Here is a 24,641-nt window from a genome sequence, read left to right as displayed (position 1 = left end):
TCAGTGCCGGTCGCCCCGGAGGTACTTCTCCAGCCCGGAGGTCGTCACCAGCCGCTCCTGAGCGAGCAGCCGCGTTCCCTGCTCGCACAACCCCGCGTCGGCTCGCGCCCGCTCGCAGAACTCCTCGGGAGTGACCCCGAACAGCTCCCGCAACCGGGCCGATCCCAGCAGGAGTTGCGCGATCAGCGCATGCTGGCCGGGGTGGGTGCGCGGCGCGCCGGAGCCGTCGTGCAGGACGCCATGGCGGTTGACGTACACGAAGGTGCCCGCAAGCGCGCTGCCGTCCGCCGTCTCGATCCGAACCTCGGGCGCCGGCAGCCATGCGCGGCCGAAGTTGCCGCCCGGCGCCGGTACGCCCTCGCTGGCGTCGATCACCGCGAGTTGCTCGGAGTCGAGCCAGGTGATGAACAACTCCCGTACGTGGCCCGGCGCTTCGAAGGGCGACGCGGACATGTACCCCATACGGCTCACGTGTGCGGAGACACCGACCTCGATGCCCGTCACCCGCACCTTCACCATCGGCAGGGGAGTGACGATGCCGAAGGCGGCCATCTTGCGCCGCAGTTGGCCGGGGCAGGCGTTGGAGCCGACCGCGAGGACGGGCACGCGGTCGTCGTACACCAGGCGGTCCAGGGGCAGCAGCCGGTCCCCGTCGAGGAGTCCGGAGTCCGACGGCCAGGCTCCCGGATAGCGCAACGGGTGGTCGCGCGGCGCCTCCGCCAGGCCGAGCGCCTCGAGGGTGCGGTCGTGCAAGGGCCGCGAACTGCTCATGCGGTGGTCCATGGGCCGCTCAGTCCGCCGGCGGCAGCTCGCCCGAGCCGCGGGTGATCAATCGCGTCGGCAGCTCGATGCGTTCCGGGGTGACCAGGGTGCCGTCCAGCTGGCGGAACAGCCGCTCGGCGGCAGTACGGCCGAGCGCCGCGGCGTCCTGGGCGACGACGGTGACGCCGGGTTGCAGCAGGTCGGCGAGTTCGATGTCGTCGAAGCCGACGAGGGCGACACGGCGGGTCTGCTCGGCGAGGACACGGATCACGGTGACCGTCACGCGGTTGTTGCCCGCGAAGATCGCGGTGACGGGGGAGGGCCCGGAGAGCATCTCCTCGGCCGCGCGGCGCACCCGCTCCGGGTCGGTGACGCCCAGGGACATCCAGGCGTCCTCCACCGGTATGCCCGCGTCCTCCATGGCGGCCCGGTAGCCGCGCAGCCGCTCGGCGGCCGTGTGGATGCGGGGCATGTCGCCGATGAAGCCGATCCTGCGGTGCCCGTGGGCGATGAGGTGCGCGACGCCGTCGCGGGCGCCGCCGCGGTTGTCGGACAGGACGCAGTCGACGTCGATCCGCCCGGCCGGGCGGTCGACGAACACGGTGGCGACGCCCGCCTTGAGCTCGGGCTCCATGTACCGGTGGTCGTCACCGGCCGGAATGATCACCAGCCCGTCCACCCGCCGCGCGCACAGCGCCAGCGCCAGCTCCTGCTCGCGGTCCGGGTCCTCGGCGCTGGAGCCGTTGATGAGCAGGGCGCCGTGCGCGCGGGCGACCTCCTCGACCGCCCGGCTGAGCGGGCCGTAGAAAGGGTCCGCGAGATCCTCGAGAACCAGGCCGATGCTGGCCGTACGGCCCTTGCGCAGCACCCGCGCGCTGTCGTTGCGGCGGAAGCCCAGGGCGTCGATGGCCTCCTGGACGCGACGCTCGGTCTCCGGGGTGACGCCGGGCTCTCCGTTGACCACGCGCGAGACGGTCTTCAGGCCCACTCCGGCACGCGCCGCGACGTCTTTCATGGTCGGACGGTTGCCGTAGCGGTTCTCCGGAAGGCGGTCGGAGCGGCGGATGGTCTCGGCCACGATGCGGTGTCCTGTCCTGTCGTCGTCCGCGGGAGGAGTCGATCCATGAGGCTGACTCGGTCCGCGCGGATGCGTCTGTCCATGGGGATGCGTCGGTCCATGGGTTTGTATGAGGATGTGGCGTCGAGCATAGAGCCTGGACAACGTTGTCAGATCCAGGGGACACTGTCCACCGCAATCTCCGGCCTGCGCCCCCACCGCGAGACCGGCTCGCCCAATTCCCGTGGTTGACGGGGAGATCCGAATGGTTGACGGGGAGAACTGACACTGATGCACACCGACCTCGTGGCTGCGCTCGACATCGGCGGCACCAAGATCGCCGGAGCGCTGGTGGACGGCCACGGCAAGATCGTGGTCCGGGCTCAGCGCGCGACGCCCGCCCGGGAGGACGGCGACACCGTGATGCGGGCCGTCGAGGAGGTCGTCGGCGAGCTCACCGCATCGCCCCTGTGGGGACGCGCCGCTGCCCTCGGCATCGGCAGCGCGGGACCGGTGGACGCCTCCGCGGGCACCGTGAGTCCGGTGAACGTGCCCGGCTGGCGCGACTACCCGCTGGTCCAGCGCGTCCGCGAGGCCGCCGGTGGCCTGCCCGTCGAGCTGATCGGCGACGGCGTGGCCATCACTGCGGCCGAACACTGGCAGGGCGCGGCCCGGGGGCATGACAACGCGCTCTGCATGGTCGTCTCGACGGGCGTCGGAGGCGGCCTCGTCCTGAACGGCCGACTGCACCCCGGCCCCACCGGCAACGCCGGCCACATCGGTCACATCAGCGTCGATCTGGACGGCGATCTGTGCCCGTGCGGTTCGCGCGGCTGCGTGGAGCGCATCGCGAGCGGTCCCAACATCGCCCGGCGCGCGATCGAGAACGGCTGGCAGCCGGGTCCGGACGGTGACACGTCCGCCGCCGCGGTGGCCGCCGCCGCGCGGGCCGGCGACCCGGTCGCCGTGGCCTCCTTCGAACGGGCCGCGCAGGCCCTCGCCGCCGGGATCGCGGCCACCGCGACCCTCGTCGAGATCGACATCGCGGTGATCGGCGGCGGAGTGGGCAAGGCGGGCGACGTCCTGTTCACCCCGCTCCGCAAGGCCCTGCGCGCCTACGCCACCCTGTCCTTCGTCCAGCGCCTGACGATCACACCGGCCCAGATGGGAACGGACGCCGGGCTGGTGGGGGCCGCGGCGGCCGCGCTCGCCGGGAAGGCGGGCGCGGCGGCTGGGGTCTGAGCCCGCCGGCGAGCAGGAACGTTCAGCCGCCGGGTGGGGCGGGCGGACCGCCCTCAGCAGGTCAGTCGCGCCTGCGCCCAGTCCCCGTGGTCCGAGGTGACGCCGTCGCCGCCGTCGGTGACGACGAGCCGGACCACCCGGGCGCCGGTCACATCGGCCGTGAGCGCCTGGGCCGGCATCGCGTTGGTGAGGACGCCGGTCGACGCGGCACGGGTGCCGTCCGCCCAGATCTCGAAGGCGACGGTGCCGTCGGCACCCTCCTCGTCGTCGACCCCGACCTGCGCGGTGACCGTCTCGCACGCGCCGCCGCCGTAGTACTCGACGGTGCTGTCGGCGTGGACGCCGAGCCCGCTGCCGAATGCCACGCCGCCGATGGTGATCGGGTGTCCGTCGCCCGCGTCGCTCTCACCGTTGCTGGTGTTGCGCTCGACGGGGCCCCACCCGTTGGTTGCCGAGAGCCACGGAAGGTCACCGAGCCCGGAGGTCCCCGACGGCGGTGCCACCACCACCGTCGCCGTCAGCGGCAGCGCGCTGTCGACGCGGACACCGGAGGGGGAGCGGTAACCCGCCCTGAGAGTGAGGCCGTACGACCCTGGCGGAGTCCCCTGCGGTGCGGTGACCGCCCAGTTGGTGCGCAGGGAGCGGCCCGTGGAGAGCGCGGGCGAGGTGGTGGGGGACGTCGCCTTGACGGACCACCCCTCGGGGCCGGTCAGCGTGACGGACACGCGCTTGGCCGTCGTACGCCCGAGGTCGGTGACCGTCGACGTAAGGCCTGCCTTCTTGCCCGCCTCGACCAGCGGGCTGCCGTCCAGGCCGAGTTCGACGGCGGGCGGGTGCTGGACCGACCTGGGATCGGCGGCGACGCGCAGCAGGACGGTGCCGTGCGCGGGGACGGTCGCGGAGATGGTGCCCGCGGTGTTGTGGCTGCGGTGCTGCCACAGGTCGCGCAGCGCGTAGGCGTCGGCGGCGGGCAGGCCGATCGCGTCGGCGCTCGTGGTGATGCGCTGGGCGGTGCCGGACTCGTTGAAGAGGGCCACCGCGCGGCTGCCGTCCCGCATCTCCTTGGCGACGACCCAGCGTCCACCCTGCGAGGAGACCACTGTGCCCTGCTTGCCCAGCGGGTCCTGGTCGACCGCGATGACCTCGCGGTTGCCGAGGATCTCGAAGGTCTCCTCGCCGGCCGAGCGCAGGTCGGAGCCGATGAGGAGCGGCGCGGCCATGATCGCCCACATCGAGAAGTGCGAGCGGTACTCGGTGTCCGTCATGCCGCCGTTGCCGACCTCCAGCATGTCGGGGTCGTTCCAGCGACCGGGCCCGGCGTGCGGCGCGAGCGGCAGGTTCTGTTTGAGGATCGACAGCATCGAGCCCCAGTTGTCGCTGATGTCGCCGGTCGTGCGCCACAGCTGGCCGACGTCGGCCGCCCACTCCCAGGGCTTGTTCTCGCCCCACTCACAGATGCTGTAGACGATGGGGCGGCCCGTGGCCCGGAGCGCGTCGCGCATGGTCGTGTAGCGCAGCTTGGCGTCCACGCCCTGGTTGTTGCAGTTGTCGTACTTGAGGTAGTCCACGCCCCAGTCCGCGAACTGCTGGGCGTCGCTGTACTCATGGCCGAGGGAGCCCGGGAAGCCGGCGGTGTTGCAGGTCTTCGTGCCCGCGCTGGTGTAGATGCCCATTTTCAGGCCCTTGGAGTGGACATAGTCCGCGACCGCCTTGATCCCGTTCGGGAAGCGGACGGGGTCGGGTACGAGCTTTCCGTTCGCGTCCCTGGACGGCAGGGCCCAGCAGTCGTCGAGGTTGACGTACTCGTATCCGGCGTCCTTGAGGCCCTTCTCGACGAAGATGTCCGCGATCCCCTTGACCATGGACTCGTTGAACTCGGCACGACAGTGCGTGGAGTTCCAGTTGTTGAAGCCCATGGGCGGCGTGAGGGCGAGGCTCTCCGCCCGGGCGGGAGCTGGGGGAGCCGCGGCGGCGGGCGCGGCGAGTCCCGCCGCGCAGAGCAGGCCTGCGGCGAGTGCTCCGACCACTCCAGTGCGGGTTGTGCGGGTGTGAAGGTTACGCACCGTTACGTTCCTCCGTACCTGCGAAGACGGATGACGGCATGTACGCGTCATAGTGCGTTCACGGTAGAACCTGTCGGAGTGTGTTGGAAGTCGTCGGAGGGTGGAACGGCGATCCGGACAGAGTTTTTGAACATGTTCAACACCCTGGGGTAAGGTCGTCCCCACACGAGAGGGGGAGCCCATGAAGATAGTGATTCCCGGGGGAACCGGGCAGGTGGGCGCGGTCCTGAAGCGTGCGCTGAGCAGCGCGGGACACGAGGTCGTCGTCCTGACCAGGCGGCCCACGCGCGACGGCGAGGTCCACTGGGACGGCGAGACCCTGGGACCGTGGGCCACGGCGATCGACGGCAGCGACGTCGTGATCAACCTGGCGGGGCGCAGTGTCAGCTGCCGCTACACCGCGCCCAATCTGCAGGCCATGATGGATTCGCGGGTGCACTCCACCCAGGTCGTCGGCGAGGCGATCGCGAGCGCAGCGCGCCCGCCGCGGGTCTGGTTGCAGATGAGCACGGCCACCATCTACGCCCACCGCTTCGACGCGCCCAACGACGAGGCGACGGGTGTCATCGGCGGCAGTGAGCCCGATGTGCCGGACTACTGGTCCTACAGCGTCGACATCGCCAGGTCCTGGGAGCGGGCGCAGGAGGAGGCCGACACGCCGCACACCCGGAAGGTCGCCCTGCGCTCCGCCATGGTGATGAGCCCGGATCGCGGCGGCGTCCTCGACATCCTGCTGCGGCTCGCGCGACTGGGCCTCGGCGGCCCCGTCGCGGGCGGCGGCCAGTACATCTCCTGGGTCCACGACCGCGACTTCGTCCGCGCGGTCGAGTTCCTGATCGAGCGGGAGGACCTCGTCGGGCCGGTGAACATCGCCGCCCCGGAACCCCTCCCGCAACGCGCGTTCATGCGGGACCTCCGCTCCGCGTCGCACGTCCCCGTGGGCCTGCCCGCGACGAGGTGGATGGCGGAGATCGGCGCGTTCGCCCTGCGCTCGGACACCGAGCTGCTGCTCAAGAGCCGCCGAGTCGTGCCCGGCCGGCTGCTCGACGAGGGGTTCGCCTTCGAGTACGCCCGCTGGCCGGAAGCGGCCGACGACCTCGTACGGCGCGTACGGCAGCGCGGGCTCCGCCGGGGCCGGACCGGGGCCGGAGTCCCGTCACTGACCTGATCGCCCGAAGAGGGGCGTGACCCGCGCGCCGTTCCACAGTTGAACCGACCATGAAGAAGCGCAGCATGCTCGCCATCGCCTCCCTGGCCACCGGATTCGTCGTCGCGGCGGTCACTCCGTCCCACGCCGCCGAAACCCCCGCCACCGGTGGTTCCCCCGCCACCGGCTTGCCTGCCGCCGGGATCCCTGTCAGCGGCGCTCAGACGAAGGTCGCCGGTGTGAACGTGAACGACGCCCTGGACACCGTCGGCCGGGCCATCAACCGGGAGACGGACCGGGCCGTGAACGACGCCCCGCACGGAAAGACCAAGAACGGCAAGAAGGGCTGACGAGCCCAGGCACGACCGCACGGCGCCGCAGCCCCCGCATCCGAGGGGCTCCGGCGCCGTTGTCATGCGCTCTCTACGGGAGCTGGTTTCCGTGGCAGGGTGGAGCGGGCAAGCCACAGGGGGCCAACAGAAGAGGGGGAAACGTGATCGTTTGGATCAACGGTGCGTTCGGTGCGGGGAAGACCACCACCGCACGGGAACTGATCGAGCTGATCCCGAACAGCACGCTCTTCGACCCCGAGGTCATCGGCGGAGCACTCACTCACCTGCTTCCGCCCAAACACCTCACCGAGGTCGGTGACTTCCAGGACCTGCCGATCTGGCGACGTCTCGTGATCGACACGGCGGCCGCGCTGCTCGCCGAGCTGGGCGGGACCCTCGTGGTTCCGATGACGCTGCTGCGCCAGGAGTACCGCGACGAGATCTTCGGTGGCCTCGCCGCCCGCCGCATCACCGTCCAGCATGTGCTCCTCGCCCCGGCGGAAACGATCCTGCGGGAGCGAATAGCCGGGCGGGAGGTTCCGTCCGACCTGCCCGACGGCGAGATACGGGTCAGACAGTGGTCGTACGACCGCATAGAGCCGTATCGCGCCGCGCTGGCTTCCTGGCTCACCGCCGACGCCCATCCCGTCGACAACGGTGGCCTGACACCGTACGAGACCGCCGTCCGTATCGCGGAGGCCGTCGGCAGCGGTTCGGTCCCCGCCTGCGACATCGTGCAGACGCCCGAGCCCACCGCCGAGACCCTCGCCTCGGGTGTCCTGCTCTTCGACGAGGAGGACCGCGTGCTGCTCGTCGACCCCACCTACAAGGCAGGCTGGGAGTTCCCCGGTGGCGTCGTCGAACCGGGCGAGGCGCCCGCGCGCGCGGGCATACGCGAGGTCGCCGAGGAGACGGGGATACGGCTGGACGACGTACCGCGCCTCCTCGTCGTCGACTGGGAGCGGCCCTCGCCCCCCGGCTACGGAGGTCTGCGCCTCCTCTTCGACGGCGGGCGGCTCGACTCGGCGGAGGCCGAACAGCTCCTGCTGCCCGGGCCCGAACTGCGCGACTGGCGTTTCGTCACCGAGGCGGAGGCGGCCGAGCTGCTGCCGCCGGTGCGGTACGAGCGGCTGCGCTGGGCACTGCGGGCGCGGGAACGCGGTGCGGCGCTCTATCTGGAGGCGGGCGTGCCGGCGCCTTCCTGAGCGAGCCGCAGCTCGTCGTACGGGTACGGGGTCAGCCGGCTCTCCTGCTGCAGCCGCTTGGCGAAGTCACCCATCACGACGGCCAGCGGCGCATGGCGCTCGATGATGCCGGCGGCGGTGCGCGGGATGTCCCGCGGCGTCGCTCCGTCGGCGCAGTCCCGCACAAAGGCCTCGCGATCGTCCGTGCCGAAGCCGTACAGGGCGGTCGCGAGCCAGTTCACGAAGTGGAAGGCGGTGTAGTCGCGGTCGTAGTGCCGATGCCGCTCGAAGAAGTCGCGCTCCGGCGGCGTGAGAGGGAAGCGAGCGCAGAGGGCGAGGCCGTAGTCGGCGAGGTAGAGCCGGTGGCCATCCGTGAGGAAGTTCAGGAAGTGGGCGTCGAAGTGCACCAGCCCGGCCTCGCGGAGGAAGCCGGCGGTGGCCGCGAGCTCTCTTTCCACAAAAGCGCACGCGGCGTCGGCTTCCTCCGTGCGCAGCCGGGCGTCCAGCCATTCGTTGAGCGTGAACGGCACGTACTCCAGGAACAGCGTCAGGCTCGCGGACGCAGTCCGCAGTCCCTCGATGCGCTCGCGTACCGCCGGGGCGCCGCCCCAGTAGTCGACGGCCCGCTCCACGTCGGACAGCAACTCGTGCAACGGCTGCGGTACGTCGGGCAGGACCCGCCAGTGGTGCGTCAGCGGGAACCCCGCGAACCGGTCGGCCAGGACCCAGTTCGTGGTCATCGTGTGCACGGCGAGTTCCCGCCAGGCACCGAACCCCGGACTGCCGATGCCGTAGTGGAAGAACGTCGGCAGCCCGAGGAGGTTCGCGGTGGAGCGGACGTTCTCCGGCCGCAACTCGGCGTCGGTGAGCGGCACCCGCTTCACGAAGACCCGTCGGCCGTCCACCTCGATCAGCGTCGAGCGGCCGCCGATCCCGGTGCCGAGCGGTTCGCCCGACTCCACGAGGGCCGCGAGTTCGTGGTCGCTGAGAAGCGCCAGGGACGTGGCGATGTCGGTGTGGGCGGCGAGGCGTTCGGTGCGGATCATCGCCCCATCATCAGCTGGGGTCCCTCAACTCGCCGCGTAATTACGGAGGAACAGCGCCTCCGCGACCGACAGCCGCTCCAGCTCCTGCGGCGACACGCTCTCGTTCACGGCGTGGATCTGCGCCTCCGGCTCGCTCAGGCCGATGAGGAGGATCTCCGCGTGCGGGTAGAGGGAGGCGAGGGTGTTGCACAGCGGGATCGAGCCGCCCTGGCCGGCGTACTGCATCTCCTGGCCCGGGTACGCGACCGCCATCGCGTCCGCCATGGCCTGGTACGCCGGGCTGCTCGTGTCGGCGCGGAACGCCTGGCCCTGGCCTATCTGCTCGGTGTGCACCCGGGCTCCCCACGGCGTGTGCGTCTCCAGGTGGGCCTGGAGCAGCTTGGTCGCCTCGACGGTGTCGACGCCCGGCGGCACCCGCAGGCTGATCAGCGCCCGGGCGCTCGCCTGCACGGACGGGGTGGCGCCGACGACGGGCGGGCAGTCGATGCCGAGGACGGTGACGGCGGGGCGTGACCAGATACGGTCGGCGACCGTGCCCGAGCCGATCAGCTCGACGCCGTCGAGGACCTTGGCGTCCTTGCGGAACTGCGCCTCGTCGTACTGCAGCCCCTGCCACGCCGACTCGTCGGTCAGCCCGTCCACCGTCGTGGAACCGTCCTCGGCGCGCAGCGAGTCCAGGACGCGGATCAGCGCGCCGAGGGCGTCCGGAGCCGCCCCGCCGAACTGGCCCGAGTGCAGGTTGCCTTCGAGTGTGTCGATCTGCACGCGCATGAGGGTCATGCCGCGCAGCGTCGAGGTGACCGTCGGCAGGCCGACGCGGAAGTTGCCCGCGTCGCCGATCACGATGGTGTCGGCCGCCAGCAGGTCGGGGTGCGCCTCGGCGTACCGCTCCAGACCGCCCGTGCCCATCTCCTCCGAGCCCTCGGCGATCACCTTCACGTGCACCGGCACCCCGCCGTCGGCCTTGAGTGCGCGCAGCGCCAGCAGGTGCATGATCAGGCCGCCCTTGCAGTCGGCGGCGCCGCGCCCGTACCAGCGGCCGTCGCGCTCGGTCAGCTCGAAGGGCGGGGTGTGCCAGGCGGCCTCGTCCAGCGGGGGCTGCACGTCGTAGTGGGCGTACAGCAGGACCGTCTTCGCGCCCGCGGGGCCGGGCAGGTAGCCGTACACCGACTGAGTGCCGTCGGGGGTGTCCAGCAGGGCCACGTCCTCGAAGCCCTCCGCGCGCAGGGCGTCGGCGACCCAGCGGGCGGCGCCCTCGCTCTCGCTCCTCGGGAACTGGTCGAAGTCCGCCACCGACTTGAAGGCCACCAGTTCGGTGAGCTCCGCCTTCGCCCTCGGCATCAGCGAGGCGACGGTCTCGGCGACCGGATTCGACGACATGGGCACGCTCCTTGTGGGTGCGACGTTGTACCAGTGAGTGCTGTGATCCTCCCACAGCGGCCTGCGACGATGCCCGCCGTAGGATGCGGGGGACAGCAGGCGTAGGCGGCTTGATCGGGAGCAGTAGACCATCGTGAGCAGCGAGAACTCTTCGGCGGACGACGTGCAGCAGGTGTGGGACGTCGTCGTGGTGGGCGCGGGACCCGCGGGGGCCTCGGCCGCGTATGCGGCGGCCGTCGCCGGGCGGAGCGTGCTGGTGCTGGAGAAAGCGGAGCTGCCGCGCTACAAGACATGCGGCGGCGGCATCATCGGCCCCTCGCGCGACTCGCTCCCACCGGGCTTCGAGCTGCCTTTCCGGGACCGGGTGCACGCGGTCACGTTCTCCAACAACGGCCGCTTCACCCGCACCCGCCGCTCCAAGCACATGCTGTTCGGGCTGATCAACCGGCCCGAGTTCGACCAGCAACTGGTCGAGCACGCCCAGAAGGCGGGCGCCGAGCTGCGTACGGGCGTGACCGTGCAGCGCGTGGAGCAGCACGGTTCGGCGGTGCCGGACCGGCGCAGCGTCGCCGTGGTCCTGCAGGGCGGCGAGACCCTGCTCGCGCGGGCAGTCGTGGGCGCGGACGGCAGCGCCAGCCGGATAGGAGCCCACGTCGGGGTGAAGCTCGACCAGGTGGACCTCGGCCTGGAGGCGGAGATCCCGGTGCCGGAGACGGTCGCCGAGGACTGGCAGGGGCGGGTGCTCATCGACTGGGGGCCGATTCCCGGCAGTTACGGCTGGGTCTTCCCCAAGGGCGACACGCTCACGGTCGGGGTGATCTCGGCGCGCGGTGAAGGCGCCGCGACCAAGCGGTATCTGGAGGAGTTCATCGGGCGGCTCGGGCTCGCCGGCTTCGAACCGAGCATCTCCTCCGGCCACTTGACGCGCTGTCGCGCCGACGACTCGCCGCTGTCGCGCGGGCGTGTGCTGGTGTGCGGTGACGCGGCGGGTCTGCTGGAGCCGTGGACGCGCGAGGGAATCTCCTTCGCCCTGCGGTCGGGGCGGCTCGCGGGGGAGTGGGCGGTCCGGATCGCCGAGGCGAACGACGCGGTGGACACCCGGCGGCAGGCGCTGAACTACGCCTTCGCGATCAAGGCGGGCCTCGGCGTCGAGATGAGTGTCGGCAAGCGGCTGCTGACGGTGTTCGAGCGTCGTCCCGGGCTCTTCCACATGGCCCTGACCGGTTTCCGGCCGGCCTGGAAGGCGTTCATGGACATCACCCGCGGCGCCACGTCGCTGGGTGAGATGGTCCGTACTCACCCCATGGCACAGCGGGCCCTGACCGCGCTGGACAACCGTCAGTCGGCGAACCCGACTCCGGCGCCGGCGGCCGACGAGGCCACTTCCTGACGATGATCCCGGTCGCTGCGTGACGACAGACCGGGGCGCTTGCGTACGAGGCCCCGGTCACTTGCCGATGGAGATCCGGAAAACGGGGTGGTCCGGGGCGGCCGCGATGATCTCCTCGTCGGAGGACTTCGCGGTGACGCCGTCGAAGTACTGGTTGACCTCCCAGCCCCACTTCTCCAGGTAGGTCCGCAGGATCGGGAGCTTCTCCTCGTCGGGGATCTCCACCGCGGAGAACTGGCGCACCTTGCGCCCGACGCGCAGTTCCCCGCCGCCGGCGGCACGCATGTTGCGCACCCACTGGGAGTGACCGCGGGCCGAGACGAGGTACTGCGTGCCGTCGTACGTGTGCGGGTTGACCGGGATGCGCTGCATGGTGCCGCTCTTGCGCCCGCGCACGGACATCTCCGCCGTGCCCGCGATGCTGAATCCGTGCCGCGCCAGCCAGCCGACGACGCTGTTGAAGCGGACGGTCAGCGGGCTGCCCTTGAGGTAGTACGGCGACGACATGGTGACTCCCGGAGTTCGATCTCGATTTGAGAGAGCGGTGCTCTCGCTTGAGAGCAGTGTGCACGAGACTGCCGATCCAGAGCAAGAGCAGTGCTCTCGAATATGTGCAGTGCTCCGTTATTCGTGGGAGAGTGGCTCACATGAGCAGCACCACACAGGGCGCACGTGCCCGGGCAAGGATGGAAGTCACCGCGGCCATCAAGGACGAGGCGCGCAGACAGCTCGCGGCCGAGGGCGCCGCGAAGCTCTCGCTGCGCGCCGTGGCCCGCGAACTCGGCATGGTCTCCTCCGCCCTCTACCGGTACTTCCCCAGCCGGGACGACCTGCTGACCGCTCTCATCATCGACGCCTACGACTCCCTCGGCGAGAGCGCGGAGGCCGCGCACGGCAAGGCCGCTGACGCCGGGCCCGTGGGGCGCTGGACGGCGGTCGCGGAGGCGGTGCGCGACTGGGCGCTGCGGCATCCGCACGAGTACGCGCTGATCTACGGCTCACCGGTGCCCGGCTACACCGCGCCCGACACCACGGTCCCGCCCGCCTCCCGCGTCGGCCTTCTGTTCATCGGCATCCTCCGCGACGCCCACCAGCACTCCGGCCTTACCGAACCGCCCCTGTCCGCCGAACTGCGCCCCGAGGCCGAGCGCATGGCCGCCGACCTGGCCCCCGACCTCCCACCGGCGACGGTCGCGGCCCTGATCGCCGCCTGGGCCCAGCTCTTCGGGCTCGTCGGGTTCGAGCTGTTCGGGCAGTTCCACCGGGTCGTGGAGGACCGGGAGACGTTCTTCCGGGATGCCGTGGGACGGCTCGCCCGGGGCGTGGGCCTGGAGTGAGCCGCCGCCGGGGGGGGAGGGGAGGGCGTACTTCGCAGGGAGTATGCGTGATCACCACGCCCGGGTGACGCCGCCCGGCGACCATCGCGTCTAGCGTGGCGGACATGGATGAGCAGCAGGTACGCCGGGGCGGCGGTCCGCCGATGTGGTGGCGGCAGGGGCCGCCGTGGTGGAACCGCTGGGAGGACGAGGAGCACGCCTCTCGCTGGCCCTGGCGATCCACGCTGCTGATCACGGTCTTCGTGATGGCAGGCTCGAACTTCGCGGCCGAGGGGCAGCTGGACGACCGGGCCGCGCTCGACCCCTTCGCACGCGTCCTGCTGTTCGTGGCGTCGGCCCTGCTGCTCTGGCGCAAGCGGTACCCGGTGGCCGTCGTCTTCGGGACGGCGGTCGCCGCCACGCTCTACCTCGGCGCCGGATACCCGTACGGCCCGGTCTTCCTGGCCGTCGCGGTGGCCTGCTTCAACGCCATCGTCACCGGACACCGCAGAGCCGCATGGGCGGCGGTCGGGGTGCTGTGGATCGGGCACGCCCTGGTCGCCCACTGGCTGTACCGGTGGCTGCCGCCGTCCGGTGACCCGGCCGCCCCCTGGGGACAGGAAGGCGTGATCGCCGCCTGGGTGGCGGCGATCGTGGCGGTGTCGGAGCTGGCCAGGACGCGGCGCGAGCAGTGGGTGCGGGAGCGGGCCGAACGGGCGCAGGCGGCCCGGCGGCGCGCCGACGAGGAACGGCTGCGGATCGCCCGCGAACTGCACGACGTCCTCGCGCACAGCATCTCCGTGATCAATGTGCAGGCGGGCGTCGGACTCGCCCTCCTCGACACCGACCCCGAGCAGGCGCGATCGGCCCTCACCACCATCAAGGCCAAGAGCAAGGAGGCGCTCGGCGAGGTCCGCCAGGTGCTCGACACCCTGCGCACCCCCGGCGACGCGCCTCGCGCCCCGGCCCCCGGCCTCGACCGGCTGCCCGAACTCGTGGAGCAGGCCGCGAGCGCGGGCCTCACCGTCGAGGTCGAGGGCGAGCCGCCCCGCCTGGCACCGGGCACGGACCTCGCCGCCTTCCGGATCATCCAGGAAGCCCTCACCAACGTCGTACGCCACTCGGAATCACGGCACGCCCGCGTGCACCTCGATCACTCCGACAGGACGACGCTACGGCTGCGCATCGACGACGACGGTCCCGCGACCGGCACCGACGCGGGCGGCAGCGGCAACGGACTCGCCGGAATGCGGGAGCGGGCGGCCGCGCTCGGTGGCACGATCGAGGCGGGCCCGCGAGCCGACGGCGGGTTCCGGGTGCTTGCCGTACTGCCGTTGAAGGCACCCGCCGGCGAACCGAGCAACCACGTCAAGGAGGACCGGTGATCCGCGTACTGCTCGCCGACGACCAGTCGCTGGTGCGGGCCGGCTTCCGCGCGCTGCTCGACGCACAGCCCGACATCGAGGTGGCGGGAGAGGCATCCGACGGCGAGGAGGCGGTGCGCAAGGTGCGCGAACTGCGGCCCGACGTCGTCCTGATGGACATCCGCATGCCGCTCGTGGACGGGCTCGCCGCGACCCGCCGGGTCACCGACGACGGCGACCTCAAGGGCGTCAAGGTGGTCATGCTCACCACCTTCGAGCTCGACGAGTACGTCTTCGAGGCCATCCGCTCGGGCGCCTCCGGCTTCCTGGTCAAGGACACCGAGCCGGACGAACTCCTGCGCGCCGTACGGGCGGTCGTCGAGGGTGACGCGCTCCTGTCGCCGGGTGTGACCCGCCGCCTCATCGCCGAGTTCGCCGCCCGCTCCAAGGAGCCCGCGGCCGCCGACGCCCTCGCCGAACTCACCGAGCGCGAGCGGGAGGTGATGGCTCTGGTCGGCATCGGACTGTCCAACGAGGAGATCGCCCGGCGCCTGGTCGTCAGCCCGCTCACCGCGAAGACGCACGTCAGCCGAACGATGGTGAAGCTCGGCGCCCGAGACCGGGCCCAACTCGTCGTCCTGGCCTACGAGTCCGGGTTGGTACGGCCGGGCTGGCTGGGCTGACCGGTCTCGCCTGCGGCGGCCTTCCGCCTCCCGAAGCGGACCAGCACACTGACGACCCGGGCGGCGAACAGCACGGCCGCCGCGGTCGTCCCCGCCGCGACGAGCGTCGAGCGCGTCCCGGCCGACACATCGAAGGCGAACGCCGGTCCGGCCACGGCCCCGAACAGCACGGCCGCCGCGAACGCCGCACTGCACAGGGCGTATCCGATCTCGACGGTGATCGCGTCCCGCTCGGCCTGACTGCGCCGTCCCCCATACATGGTCATACAGGGAGTTTCACAGGCGTGCGCCCGGCGGAGCAAGCGGGCGCCGCCGGGCGCACCTTGAGGAAGTTCCCCCGGGCCGTCTGTGTCGGGTCACTCTCACGGCCGTGCGTTACGTCGCCCGTCATGACGGAGCTTGGAGCCGTTCTCTGGCCACCTGCACCGATCAGGACCGGGCGGCTCGTGCTCCGCGAGTCCGAGGCCCGCGACCGTACGGCGTTCGTCGAGCTGCTCGCCTCGCCGGAGGTGGGCACCTGCATCGGGGGGCCTCGACCGCGTGATGAGCTCGAGCGAGCCGTGCCCGAGGTGCCAGGGCGCCGTCCCGGCCTGTTCGTGATCGACCTCGACGGAGCGATGATCGGCATGATCACGCTCGATCGACGCGACGCAGAGCGGCCGGGTCACGTCCTTCCGGATGCCGGGAGGACCGAACTCGGCTACCTGTTCCTGCCGGAGGCGTGGGGATACGGGTACGCCGGCGAGGGATGCGCGGCGGCACTCGACTGGTTCGCCGACGCGCTGCCCGGCGAACCAGTGGTGCTCACCACCCGGACCGCCAACCACCGCGCGATGCGCCTCGCAAGGAAGCTGGGGTTCACCGAGGTGGAGCGGTTCGAGGAGTACGGCGCCGAGCAGTGGTTCGGCGTGTGGAGTCCGACACCGGCCGCGGTCCCTAGTCGCGAACGGTGACGCGTTCCGCCTCCGGGGACGTGGACTTGGCGACCACCACGGTCCGCTGCTCGCGACGCGTGCGCAGTCCGGTGAGGGCGATCAGCAGCCCCACGACCGCGATGCCCGTGATCACCATCAGAGCCGGCATGTAACTGTCGAGGTGGGCCTGCGGGGACGCGGACTCCTCGGGTGTGTTCGCGGTCAGCACGGCCGTCACCACCGCCAGGAAGAGCGCACCGCCCACCTGGACCGAGGTGTTGAGCAGGCCCGAGACCATGCCCTGCTCGTGTTCGTCGACGCCGTTCGTGGCCTGGACGTTCAGCGAGGGGAAGGTCAGCGCGAACGCCGAGCCGACCAGCAGCATGGTGGGCAGGATCACCGCCGCGTAGACCGGGGCGAGGTCGATGCGCAGGAACAGGACATAGCCGGCGACCATCAGCGCGAAGCCGATCGCGATCAGCCGTGCCGTGCCGAACCGGTCGATGATCGCACCGACCTTCGTCGCCGACAGCGCCACGAGTGCGCCCGCAGGCAGGAACGCCAGAGCCGTGTGCAGCGCCGACCAGCCGAGCAGCTCCTGCATGTACAGCGTGACCAGGAACTGGAAGCCGATGTAGCTGCCGACGAACGTCAACGCGCCGAGCTGAGCTCGCACTTGGGCCCCGGAGCGCAGCACGCCGAGCCGGATCAGCGGGCTCGGGCTGCGCCGTTCGACGCGGACGAAAGCTGTCAGCAGGGAGACGACGGCGACGAAGGACAGGACTGTGCGCGCGGAGCCCCAGCCGGCTTCCGGGGCTTCGACGACGGTGAAGACGAGCAGCAGCATCGAGGCGGTGCCGAGGACGGCGCCCGGGATGTCGTAGCCGCCGGTGGTCTTCTCGCGCTCGGTGCGCGGCAGCAGCTTCAGGCCGACGGCCAGGGCGATCAGTGCGACGGGTGCCGGGAGCAGCATGGTCAGGCGCCAACTGGCCTCGGTGAGCAGGCCGGAGAAGACCAGCCCCATCGAGTAGCCGGTGGCACCGCAGGTGGTGTAGATCGCCAGTGCCCGGTTGCGTACCGGGCCCTCGGCGAACGTCGTGGTGATGATGGACAGACCGGCGGGCGCGGTGAAGGCGGCGGCCAGGCCCTTGATGAAGCGGCTTGCGATCAGCAGCGGGCCCGAGTCGACGAGCCCGCCGAGCAACGAGGCGAGCGCGAAGACGGCGAGGGCCACCAGGAAGACCTGGCGTCGGCCCAGCAGGTCGGCGGCGCGTCCGCCGAGGAGGAGCAGACCGCCGTAGCCGAGGATGTAGCCGCTGACGATCCACTGCAGGGTCGAGGTGGACAGGCCCAGGTCGGCGCCGATGGACGGCAGGGCGACGCCGACCATCGACACGTCGAGTGCGTCCAGGAACATCGCGGCGCACAGCACCAGCAAGGTGCCCCACAGCCGGGGGGTCCAACGTCCGTCGGACGCGGGGGAGATGAGCGGAGAGGTCATGGGCGAGACACTACATGCGCACGCATCGAATGCAAGTGCATTTAATGCCAGTGCAACAAAACGCGATTTCTGCTACGGTGCGGCCATGGCGGCGACGAAGGCCGAGCGGGCGCTCGTGGACCAGTGGCGGGACATCCTGGCGCTGCACGCGCGCACCCAGTGCGAACTCGACCGGTCGCTGCATCAACACGGCCTGTGCGCCAGCGACTTCGAGGTCCTGGACGTGCTGGCGGACGGCGCCTGTTCGTACCGGGTCCAGGAGATCTCCGAGCGCGTCCATCTGAGCCAGAGTGCCCTGTCGCGGCTGATCGCCCGGCTGGAGAAGGACGGACTCGTCGAGCGCGGCTTGTGCGCGGAGGACCGGCGGGGCGTGCGGGTGTGCCTCACGGCGAAGGGGCGCGCGCTGCACCGCGAGGTGCTGCCGGTGCAGCGCGCGGTGCTGACCAGGATGCTGGCGAACTGACGGGCGTACGGCCCGGGTCGGGCCGCGCGCGGTGGCTCCGTTCAGCTCCAGGTGACGGCGGAGTTCTCCCGCCACAGCGTGGCGACAGCGGCGTCGCCGGTCACGTGCGGGAAGGGCAGCCGGTTCCACAGCGCCAGATACAGCCGTGCGACCGGCCCGGAGATCTCGCAGTCGGCCCGGGCGGCGTCGCCCCGCCCGGCCACCGGCGGTTCCTGCGAAAGCCGTACGGTCCACACCGCGCCGCTCGCGTCCGTCGCCCGCACCTGCAGCACCCGGGGTTCGGCGCTGCGGACCCGGCTCCTGCGCCGGGCGTGGAAGGCGCACAGCAACTCGTCGATGCCGTCTGCCGCGAAGTCGGGGTCGATCCCGCTCGGGGTGCCGCCGCGTGCCGCCTCCGCGTCGAAACGGTGCACCGTCGTCTCGTGCGCCTGTCTGCGGGCCCAGAACGCGAGAGGCGAGGGAGCGGGCAGGAAGTGCCAGCAGCGCACGTCGGCCGGGGCGCCGGCCAGCGTGTCGACGAGGTGACGGTGCCCCTCGCGGAACCAGGCGAGCAGCGCGGCGCCGTCGAGGTCGGGCAGGCCGCCGTCAGGGTGCGCGGAGGTGTGACCCTCGGCCACGAACCCCGCCGCCCAGCGGTGCACCATGCCCGTGTGCCGCAGCAGATCCCGCACCTGCCAGTCCGGACAGGTGGGCACCCTGGCGCCGGACCCGGCCGCCTCGGCTGCCGCCGCGAGCAGCTGACCCTCGCGGTCCAGGGTCCGGACGAAGTCGGCGGTCTCCATGGGGTGAGTGTGCCGGACCCGATGCCTGCGGTCCTGGCGGCGGTGCGTCGGGACGTAAGGGTTTCGTCATCACCCTCGGTGTGCACGGCGGGCGGCGGGTTCCGTTGAATGGACGTCGACGGACGGTCGACGGATGACTCTCAGGAAGCGGGGCGGTTATGGGGCTGGTGCGCAGGAAGCTGCTCGGGCCGTGGGGCATCGGGGCCCTGGTGCTGGTCGTGGCCGTGGGCGGCTTCGGGCTGTACTGGTTCCAGCCGTGGAAGCTGTGGCAGGACCGGACCGTGGAGGAGGCCCTGCCCGCGGCGGCGCCGGCCCCGGCTGGGGCGACCTCCTCGCCGGGTGCGTCCGCGCCGGAGGGGGCGGTCTCTTCGGCGCCCGGCCCGAAGACGCTGGCCGGCGGTGAGCTGATCAGCCATGAGCACGCGACGTCGGGCACCGTGAAGCTCGTACGGCTGGCCGACGGATCCCATGTCGTACGACTGGAGAAGCTGGAGACCAGCAACGGGCCCGACCTGCGCGTGCTGCTGACGGACGCTCCGGTGAAGAAGGGCACGGCCGGCTGGCGCGTGTTCGACGACGGCGCGCACATCAGCCTCGGCAAGCTCAAGGGCAACAAGGGCAGCCAGAACTACGTGGTGCCGCAGGCCGTCGACCTGTCCCGCTACAGCAGCGTCAGCATCTGGTGCGACCGCTTCGACGTGTCGTTCGGGGCGGCGGAGCTTGCGCGGGTCTGAGCGGCGTCAGGGCGCCGGGCGCTGCCATGCGGCCCAAGGCGCGGGTGCGGGGTGTTCAGGACGGGCTGGGAAACAAGCAGAACTCGTTCCCCTCGGGGTCGGCCAGGACCCAGTGGTCCTCGTGGCGGGTCACGAGGGTCGCCCCGAGGGTGGTGAGCCGGCCGAGCTCGGACTCCGGGTCGGTGGCGGCCAGGTCCAGGTGCAGGCGGTTCTTCACGCGCTTGGGCTTGGGCACGAGCTGACACCACAGCCGAGGGCCACCGCCACGGGGTTCGACGAGCACGGTCGGGTCGTTCTCCGGGCCCGGGATGCCTTGCGCGCGCAGCCGCGCCGGCTCGGCGTCGTCGTACGGGGCGATGGCGTAGTCGTCGAGGGCGGCGGACCAGAAGCGGGCCGTGGCGGCCGGACGGGCACAGTCGATGACGTGGTCGTGGAGGCGTGCCGTCCGGCCATGACGGGGCCGGGGCATGGGCCGGACAACGTCCTGGGCCGGCGAGCGCGTACGGTCTCGGTCAGCCGGGTGCCGTGCGCCGGGTCGCGACGCCGATGAGTGTGGCGATCGCCGCCAGTACGGCCACGCTGGTGAGGGCGACGGGCAGGGAGAACCAGTCCGCCATGAAGCCGATGGCCGGTGGTCCGAGGAGCATGCCGCCGTAGCCGAGGGTGGAGGCGATCGCGACTCCGCTCGGACCTGCGAGGGTGCCTGCGCGTTCGACGGCGACGGGGAAGAGGTTGGCCAGACCGAGCCCGGTCACCGCGAATCCGAGCAGCGCCGCCCACAGGGAGGGCGCGAGCGAGCCGAGGACCATGCCGGCCGCCGCGGTGGCGCCGCCCGCGACGACGGTACGGCCGTGGCCGAGCCGTTCCAGGAGGGCCGTACCGGAGAGCCGGCCTATGGTCATGGCCAGGGCGAAGCACGAGTAGCCGATGGCTGCGACGCCGGGCGAGGCGGCCAGGTCCTGTTCGAGGTGCAGGGCGCCCCAGTCGGCCATGGCGCCCTCGCCGTAGGCCGTGCACAGGGCGATCAGGCCGAAGACGACCACCAGTGCGCGCGTTCGGGGATCGAGGCGGCGCGGGGCGTCCTTCGCGGGGCGTCCGGGGCTCGTGGGCGCCGGCGCCTCGTGGCGCAGCAGCGTACGTCCCGCCACTGCCGTCACCAGCAGCCCGATGACGGTGAGGCTCAGCAGATGCCGGGTGGGGGAGAGGGCTTCCGCGACCAGCCCGCCGAGGCCCGCGCCGACCATGCCGCCCAGGCTGAATGCCGCGTGGAAGCTGGGCATGACGGGCCGGCGCAGGGCGGCGACCAGGTCCACGGCGGCGCTGTTGAAGGCGACGTTGATGCCGCCGTACGCGGCCCCGAAGATCAACAGGACGGCACCCAGGGCGAGCGTCGAGTGGGTGAGCGGAGGCAGCGCCACGCTGAGGGAGAGCAGGACGGCGCAGACCACGGTGACCTCGTGGGTGCCGAAGCGGCGGCAGAGCCGGCCGGTGAGCGTCATCGTGAGCACGGCACCGGCGGAGACGCCGAGCAGGGCCAGGCCGAGGTCGCCGGCCGACGCGCCGGTCTGCTCCTTGATGGCGGGAATGCGCACGACCCAGCCGGCGAAGAGGAAGCCGTCCAGGGCGAAGAAGGTGGTCAGGGCGATACGGAGGCGGGCGAGGTCGTTCGGGGTGCCCGGCACGACGTTGTGCGATCGGGCTTTGTTTATTTGCGGCACAAACTCAGGCTAAGCGGGTCCGTGGGTGACGACAAGGGGCAGACGGGGAGGGCGACCGGGGGGAGAGAGCGGGAGGGGCGGACCAGGTCGGTGCCTTGACTGTCCCGCTGCCGCCCTAAGTGCGACGCTAAGACCAGAGCTATCCGCCGAGGGAACTCGGGAGGGCGCATGGGACGTGACGTGCCGGCCCTGGTGTTCACACGGGAGGATCGCCGTCGGTACCGGGAGAAGATGCACACCTGCCTCGACGTGCTGGCGCAGATGCTGCACGAGTCGGCCTTCGAGAGCGAGCGGCCCCAGGTCGGGCTGGAGATCGAGCTCAACCTGGTGGACGACGACGGGCTGCCGGCGATGCGCAACACCGACGTGCTCCAGGCGATCGCCGACCCCGCCTGGTCGAGCGAGCTGGGCCGCTTCAACCTGGAGATCAACATTCCGCCCAGGGAGCTGACCACCGGTGGGCCCGGCGCCTGGGAGCAGGCGATCCGTGACGCGCTCAACCACGCCGAGGACCGCGCCTCGGCCGTGGGCGCCCACCTGATCATGGTCGGCATTCTGCCGACCCTGGGGGAGGCGGACGTCGGCGAGCGGGCCCTCTCCGGTGATCCGCGGTACCAGCTGCTCAACGAGCAGATCTTCGCGGCTCGCGGCGAGGACCTGCGGATCACGGTGGACGGTGTGGAGCGCCTGGCGACCTACGCCGACACCATCACCCCCGAAGCCGCCTGCACCAGCACCCAGTTCCACCTTCAGGTCGCACCCAAGGAGTTCGCGGCCTACTGGAACGCGGCCCAGGCCGTCGCCGGCGTGCAGATCGCCCTCGCGGCGAACTCCCCCTACCTCTTCGGCCGGGAGCTGTGGCGCGAGACCCGTATCCCCCTGTTCGAACAGGCCACCGACACCCGCCCGCAGGAGATCAAGGCCCAGGGCGTACGACCCCGGGTGTGGTTCGGGGAGCGCTGGATCACCAGCGTCTTCGACCTGTTCGAGGAGAACGTGCGCTACTTCCCGGCGCTCCTGCCGCTGTGCGACGACGAGGACCCGCAGACCGCCCTCGACGGCGGCGGTGCTCCGGAACTGGGCGAACTCACCCTGCACAACGGCACGATCTACCGCTGGAACCGCCCGATCTACGCCGTCACCGACAGCGGTCCGCATCTGCGCATCGAGAACCGCGTCCTGCCGGCCGGGCCCACGGTGGCCGACATCATCGCCAACGGCGCCTTCTACTACGGCCTGACCCGCGCCCTCGTCGACGAGGACCGGCCGATCTGGACGCGGATGTCGTTCTCGGTCGCCGAGGAGAACCTGCACACCGCGGCCCGTGACGGCATCGACGCCCGCCTGTACTGGCCCGGCATGGGCGAAGTGCCGGTCGCGGAACTGGTGTTGCGGCGCCTGCTGCCCCTGGCCCACCGTGGTCTGGAGCTGGCCGGCCTGGACGCGGCGTGGCGCGAACCCCTGCTGGGCATCATCGAGCAGCGCTGCATCACCGCACGCAACGGCGCGCTGTGGCAGGCGGAGACGGTCCACCAGCTGGAGAAGGCCGGCGTTTCCGACCGGATGGAGGCCCTGCGGCAGATGACCACGGCGTACATGGACTACATGCACCTCAACGCCGCCGCGCACACCTGGCCCGTGGACTGACCCTTCCCGCGCACCGCGTCTCGGGTCAGCCGGCGTCCCGCACTGCGCCTCTCCACTCCTGCGCGGCCGTCAGCGGAACGGGAACCGGCGGCTCCGCCGAGGTCGTCAGCTCGACGCGGCGGCCCTCGGCCGACGAACGCAGCAGGGCGCTCATCGTCTCCAGTACGTGCAGGGCGAGTTCACCGTTCGCGCGCGGCGCCCGCTGCCCGGCCCCGGCGACGAAGTCGAGCAGGCCGACGCCCCGGGCGCCGTCGACGTAGCCCGCCGAGGTCGGGAGGGTGCGCCACTGCGTGTCGCCGAGTTCGAAGAGCCGCACCTCACCGTCGAAGCGGTTCGGGTCCGGGACCGCGAGGGTCCCCGTCTCGCCGTGGACCTCGATCGGAGCCGCGGTCGTGGCCACGCCGTCGAAGCTCGTCGTGATCGTCGTCAGGGTGCCGCCGACGTGCTCCAGCACACCGGTGACGTGACTGTCCACCTCCACCGGAATCCGCTCGCCCGCGCGCGGGCCCGAACCGATGACGCGCTCGGCACGCAGCCGGCCGGCCGCCCCGGTCACGGCACGGACGGGGCCCAGAAGATGGACCAGGGACGAGAGGTAGTACGGGCCCATGTCCAGAAGGGGGCCGCCCCCGGCCGTGTAGTAGAAGTCGGGGTGCGGATGCCAGCGTTCGTGCCCCGGCGTGACCATGACGGCGGTGGCGAACTGGGGGCGTCCGACGCGGCCCGCGGCCACGGCCGCGCGCGCAGTCTGGACGCCGGTGCCCAGGACGGTGTCGGGCGCGCATCCCACACCGACCCCCGCCTTCGCGGCGGCCGCCATCACGGTATGCGCCTCGGTGAGGCCGGCGGCCAGCGGCTTCTCCCCGTAGACGTTCTTCCCGTGGCGGATGGCGCCGAGGGCGATCTCGGCGTGCGCCGCGGGGACCGTGAGGTTCAGCACGGTGTCCACGTCGGGGCTGCTCAGCAACTCCTCGACGGGCAGCGCCTCGACGCCGGGGAACTCGGCGGCGACCGCGGCGGACCGGGCGGCGTCGAGGTCGGCGACCGCGGTGACGCGCACGGCAGGATGGCCGGCGAGCGTGTCCAGGTAGGCGCGGGAGATGACGCCGAGGCCTACGACTCCGACGCGGTGCGCGTCGCCCACAGCATGCCCCTCTCGATCACGGTGCGGACGTTCGGGTTCTCCAGCACGTCGAGGCTGTGCCCAGGTGTCGTCACCATCACGCGGCCCGCGCCCCACTGCCGGGCCCAGACGGCAGGGGAAGTGACGGGGCGGGGCCACGGCTGCCACGGGCGGGCGGGGTGGGTGGTGGTGGCCAGGACGTCGATCAGGTCGTCGTGGAGCACCCAGTACTGCTCGGTGTGCAGTTCGAAGTCCTCGATGCCGGCCGTGACGGGGTGCTCACGGCCCAGCTCCGTGATGTTGACGACGTGCGGCAGGTAGTTGTCCTCCTGGACTCCCCGGCGTTCGCACGGCTCCTTGCCCGGATGCGTCGCGAACTGCCCGCCCACCAGGTGGAGATAGTCGGAGGAGGCGCGGAACGAGTCGGCGATGCCGCCGTGCCAGCCGGTGAAGCCGGTGCCGGCCACGACCGCCGCGCTCAGTCCCGCCACCTGCTCGGCAGCGATCTGCGACATCGTGACGCACTGCACGACGAGATCGGTGCCGGCCATCTCGGTGGCGTCGGCGTAGACGTCGGTCGACTCCTCGACCCGGACGGCGTAGCCGTTGTTCCGCAAGAAGGGCAGGAACAACTCCGTGGCCCGGACCGGATCGTGCCCCTCCCAGCCACCTCGGACCACCAGGGCCTTCTTCCGCGTCATCGCGTCCCTTCGTGAGGCAGGAGAACAGCGTCATCACTATGCGCCGGGCTCCAGCCCTTCGGAAAGAGCCGCCGGATTCTGCGAAACTTTCG

Annotated in this window: 25 protein-coding genes; 12 read left to right on the top strand and 13 right to left on the bottom strand. The window is 71.5% G+C overall.

The features are described from left to right. Positions 1–771: a hypothetical protein gene (locus ACFY5C_RS11055; RefSeq protein ID WP_389443082.1), complete on the bottom strand. Its 771-nt coding sequence runs from the start codon at positions 769–771 to the stop codon at positions 1–3. Between the two features lie 19 nt (positions 772–790). Further along, positions 791–1,840 carry a LacI family DNA-binding transcriptional regulator gene (locus tag ACFY5C_RS11050; protein ID WP_389443080.1) on the bottom strand — a complete coding sequence of 350 codons (1,050 nt, stop codon included), beginning with the start codon at positions 1,838–1,840 and terminating at the stop codon, positions 791–793. Positions 1,841–2,110: 270 nt separating this feature from the next. Between ACFY5C_RS11050 and ACFY5C_RS11045 the strand changes: the two genes are divergently transcribed. Next, complete coding sequence (locus ACFY5C_RS11045) at positions 2,111–3,061, top strand: ROK family protein (protein ID WP_389443078.1); 951 nt, start codon at positions 2,111–2,113, stop codon at positions 3,059–3,061. 53 nt (positions 3,062–3,114) lie between these two features. On the opposite strand, the gene ACFY5C_RS11040 is transcribed toward ACFY5C_RS11045, so the two are convergent. Then, complete coding sequence (locus tag ACFY5C_RS11040) at positions 3,115–5,124, bottom strand: NPCBM/NEW2 domain-containing protein (RefSeq protein ID WP_389443076.1); 2,010 nt, start codon at positions 5,122–5,124, stop codon at positions 3,115–3,117. Between the two features lie 181 nt (positions 5,125–5,305). Between ACFY5C_RS11040 and ACFY5C_RS11035 the strand changes: the two genes are divergently transcribed. The 3 genes from ACFY5C_RS11035 (at position 5,306) to ACFY5C_RS11025 (ending at position 7,808) form a co-directional block, all read left to right on the top strand. Further along, positions 5,306–6,292, top strand: coding sequence for a TIGR01777 family oxidoreductase (locus ACFY5C_RS11035; RefSeq protein ID WP_389443074.1), 987 nt, complete (start codon positions 5,306–5,308; stop codon positions 6,290–6,292). Between the two features lie 50 nt (positions 6,293–6,342). After that, a complete protein-coding gene (locus tag ACFY5C_RS11030; RefSeq protein ID WP_389443072.1) occupies positions 6,343–6,621 on the top strand; it encodes a hypothetical protein in 279 nt (92 codons plus the stop codon). A 143-nt stretch (positions 6,622–6,764) separates the two neighbouring features. Then, a complete protein-coding gene (locus tag ACFY5C_RS11025) occupies positions 6,765–7,808 on the top strand; it encodes an NUDIX domain-containing protein (protein WP_389443070.1) in 1,044 nt (347 codons plus the stop codon). Here the strand turns inward: ACFY5C_RS11025 and ACFY5C_RS11020 are convergent. Both ACFY5C_RS11020 and ACFY5C_RS11015 read right to left on the bottom strand, forming a co-directional pair. Next, positions 7,775–8,833, bottom strand: coding sequence for a protein kinase family protein (locus ACFY5C_RS11020; protein ID WP_389443068.1), 1,059 nt, complete (start codon positions 8,831–8,833; stop codon positions 7,775–7,777). The two genes, ACFY5C_RS11025 and ACFY5C_RS11020, sit on opposite strands and share 34 nt — an antisense overlap. Before the next feature lie 24 nt (positions 8,834–8,857). After that, a complete protein-coding gene (locus ACFY5C_RS11015; protein ID WP_389443066.1) occupies positions 8,858–10,213 on the bottom strand; it encodes a dipeptidase in 1,356 nt (451 codons plus the stop codon). A gap of 133 nt (positions 10,214–10,346) precedes the next feature. Here ACFY5C_RS11015 and ACFY5C_RS11010 point away from each other — a divergent pair, with 133 nt between their 5' ends. Then, the gene (locus ACFY5C_RS11010) at positions 10,347–11,603 is read left to right on the top strand and encodes a geranylgeranyl reductase family protein (RefSeq protein ID WP_389443064.1); all 1,257 of its coding nucleotides are present in this window, start codon (positions 10,347–10,349) and stop codon (positions 11,601–11,603) included. Positions 11,604–11,660: 57 nt separating this feature from the next. Here ACFY5C_RS11010 and ACFY5C_RS11005 read toward each other — a convergent pair whose 3' ends face one another. Next, entirely contained in the window at positions 11,661–12,110 is a 450-nt protein-coding gene (locus ACFY5C_RS11005) for a nitroreductase family deazaflavin-dependent oxidoreductase (RefSeq protein WP_389443062.1), read from the bottom strand. A gap of 140 nt (positions 12,111–12,250) precedes the next feature. Here ACFY5C_RS11005 and ACFY5C_RS11000 point away from each other — a divergent pair, with 140 nt between their 5' ends. The 3 genes from ACFY5C_RS11000 to ACFY5C_RS10990 all read left to right on the top strand — a co-directional run bounded on the left by ACFY5C_RS11000 (position 12,251) and on the right by ACFY5C_RS10990 (position 14,966). Beyond that, positions 12,251–12,940, top strand: coding sequence for a TetR/AcrR family transcriptional regulator (locus ACFY5C_RS11000; protein ID WP_389443060.1), 690 nt, complete (start codon positions 12,251–12,253; stop codon positions 12,938–12,940). Positions 12,941–13,044: 104 nt separating this feature from the next. Next, entirely contained in the window at positions 13,045–14,304 is a 1,260-nt protein-coding gene (locus ACFY5C_RS10995; RefSeq protein WP_389443058.1) for a sensor histidine kinase, read from the top strand. Further along, on the top strand, positions 14,301–14,966 hold the full coding sequence (locus tag ACFY5C_RS10990; protein WP_389443057.1) for a response regulator: 666 nt from the start codon (positions 14,301–14,303) through the stop codon (positions 14,964–14,966). Before ACFY5C_RS10995 ends, ACFY5C_RS10990 begins: the two co-directional genes overlap by 4 nt. On the opposite strand, the gene ACFY5C_RS10985 is transcribed toward ACFY5C_RS10990, so the two are convergent. Continuing rightward, the gene (locus ACFY5C_RS10985) at positions 14,927–15,232 is read right to left on the bottom strand and encodes a DUF6332 family protein (protein WP_389443055.1); all 306 of its coding nucleotides are present in this window, start codon (positions 15,230–15,232) and stop codon (positions 14,927–14,929) included. The genes ACFY5C_RS10990 and ACFY5C_RS10985 overlap by 40 nt on opposite strands. Positions 15,233–15,355: 123 nt before the next feature. Here ACFY5C_RS10985 and ACFY5C_RS10980 point away from each other — a divergent pair, with 123 nt between their 5' ends. Next, positions 15,356–15,919 carry a GNAT family N-acetyltransferase gene (locus ACFY5C_RS10980; protein WP_389443053.1) on the top strand — a complete coding sequence of 188 codons (564 nt, stop codon included), beginning with the start codon at positions 15,356–15,358 and terminating at the stop codon, positions 15,917–15,919. Here ACFY5C_RS10980 and ACFY5C_RS10975 read toward each other — a convergent pair. Continuing rightward, positions 15,903–17,381 carry an MFS transporter gene (locus ACFY5C_RS10975; RefSeq protein WP_389443051.1) on the bottom strand — a complete coding sequence of 493 codons (1,479 nt, stop codon included), beginning with the start codon at positions 17,379–17,381 and terminating at the stop codon, positions 15,903–15,905. The genes ACFY5C_RS10980 and ACFY5C_RS10975 overlap by 17 nt on opposite strands. A gap of 85 nt (positions 17,382–17,466) precedes the next feature. On the opposite strand from ACFY5C_RS10975, the gene ACFY5C_RS10970 reads away from it, so the two are divergent. Next, a complete protein-coding gene (locus ACFY5C_RS10970) occupies positions 17,467–17,844 on the top strand; it encodes a MarR family winged helix-turn-helix transcriptional regulator (RefSeq protein WP_389443050.1) in 378 nt (125 codons plus the stop codon). Positions 17,845–17,885: 41 nt separating this feature from the next. Here the strand turns inward: ACFY5C_RS10970 and ACFY5C_RS10965 are convergent, their stop codons facing one another. After that, on the bottom strand, positions 17,886–18,626 hold the full coding sequence (locus ACFY5C_RS10965; RefSeq protein WP_389443048.1) for a maleylpyruvate isomerase family mycothiol-dependent enzyme: 741 nt from the start codon (positions 18,624–18,626) through the stop codon (positions 17,886–17,888). A 158-nt stretch (positions 18,627–18,784) separates the two neighbouring features. On the opposite strand from ACFY5C_RS10965, the gene ACFY5C_RS10960 reads away from it, so the two are divergent. Further along, the gene (locus ACFY5C_RS10960) at positions 18,785–19,360 is read left to right on the top strand and encodes a DM13 domain-containing protein (RefSeq protein ID WP_389443046.1); all 576 of its coding nucleotides are present in this window, start codon (positions 18,785–18,787) and stop codon (positions 19,358–19,360) included. A gap of 55 nt (positions 19,361–19,415) precedes the next feature. On the opposite strand, the gene ACFY5C_RS10955 is transcribed toward ACFY5C_RS10960, so the two are convergent. Both ACFY5C_RS10955 and ACFY5C_RS10950 read right to left on the bottom strand, forming a co-directional pair. Next, positions 19,416–19,829, bottom strand: a complete 414-nt coding sequence (locus ACFY5C_RS10955) for a VOC family protein (protein ID WP_389443044.1) — start codon at positions 19,827–19,829, stop codon at positions 19,416–19,418. 43 nt (positions 19,830–19,872) lie between these two features. Then, complete coding sequence (locus ACFY5C_RS10950) at positions 19,873–21,042, bottom strand: MFS transporter (RefSeq protein WP_389443042.1); 1,170 nt, start codon at positions 21,040–21,042, stop codon at positions 19,873–19,875. 204 nt (positions 21,043–21,246) lie between these two features. Between ACFY5C_RS10950 and ACFY5C_RS10945 the strand changes: the two genes are divergently transcribed. Then, positions 21,247–22,725 carry a glutamate--cysteine ligase gene (locus tag ACFY5C_RS10945; RefSeq protein ID WP_389443040.1) on the top strand — a complete coding sequence of 493 codons (1,479 nt, stop codon included), beginning with the start codon at positions 21,247–21,249 and terminating at the stop codon, positions 22,723–22,725. A 25-nt stretch (positions 22,726–22,750) separates the two neighbouring features. On the opposite strand, the gene ACFY5C_RS10940 is transcribed toward ACFY5C_RS10945, so the two are convergent. Together ACFY5C_RS10940 and ACFY5C_RS10935 are read right to left on the bottom strand one after the other, a co-directional pair. Continuing rightward, a complete protein-coding gene (locus ACFY5C_RS10940; protein ID WP_389443039.1) occupies positions 22,751–23,869 on the bottom strand; it encodes a Gfo/Idh/MocA family protein in 1,119 nt (372 codons plus the stop codon). Next, positions 23,839–24,549 carry a ThuA domain-containing protein gene (locus ACFY5C_RS10935; protein ID WP_389443037.1) on the bottom strand — a complete coding sequence of 237 codons (711 nt, stop codon included), beginning with the start codon at positions 24,547–24,549 and terminating at the stop codon, positions 23,839–23,841. The genes ACFY5C_RS10940 and ACFY5C_RS10935 overlap by 31 nt, the downstream gene beginning before the upstream one ends. Positions 24,550–24,641: the final 92 nt, after the last annotated feature.

This window comes from Streptomyces sp. NPDC012935 (genome assembly GCF_042900345.1).
GTDB lineage: Bacteria > Actinomycetota > Actinomycetes > Streptomycetales > Streptomycetaceae > Streptomyces.
The sequence above is the reverse complement of the archived record's forward strand: the minus strand, read 5'-3'. Positions and strand labels throughout refer to the sequence as shown.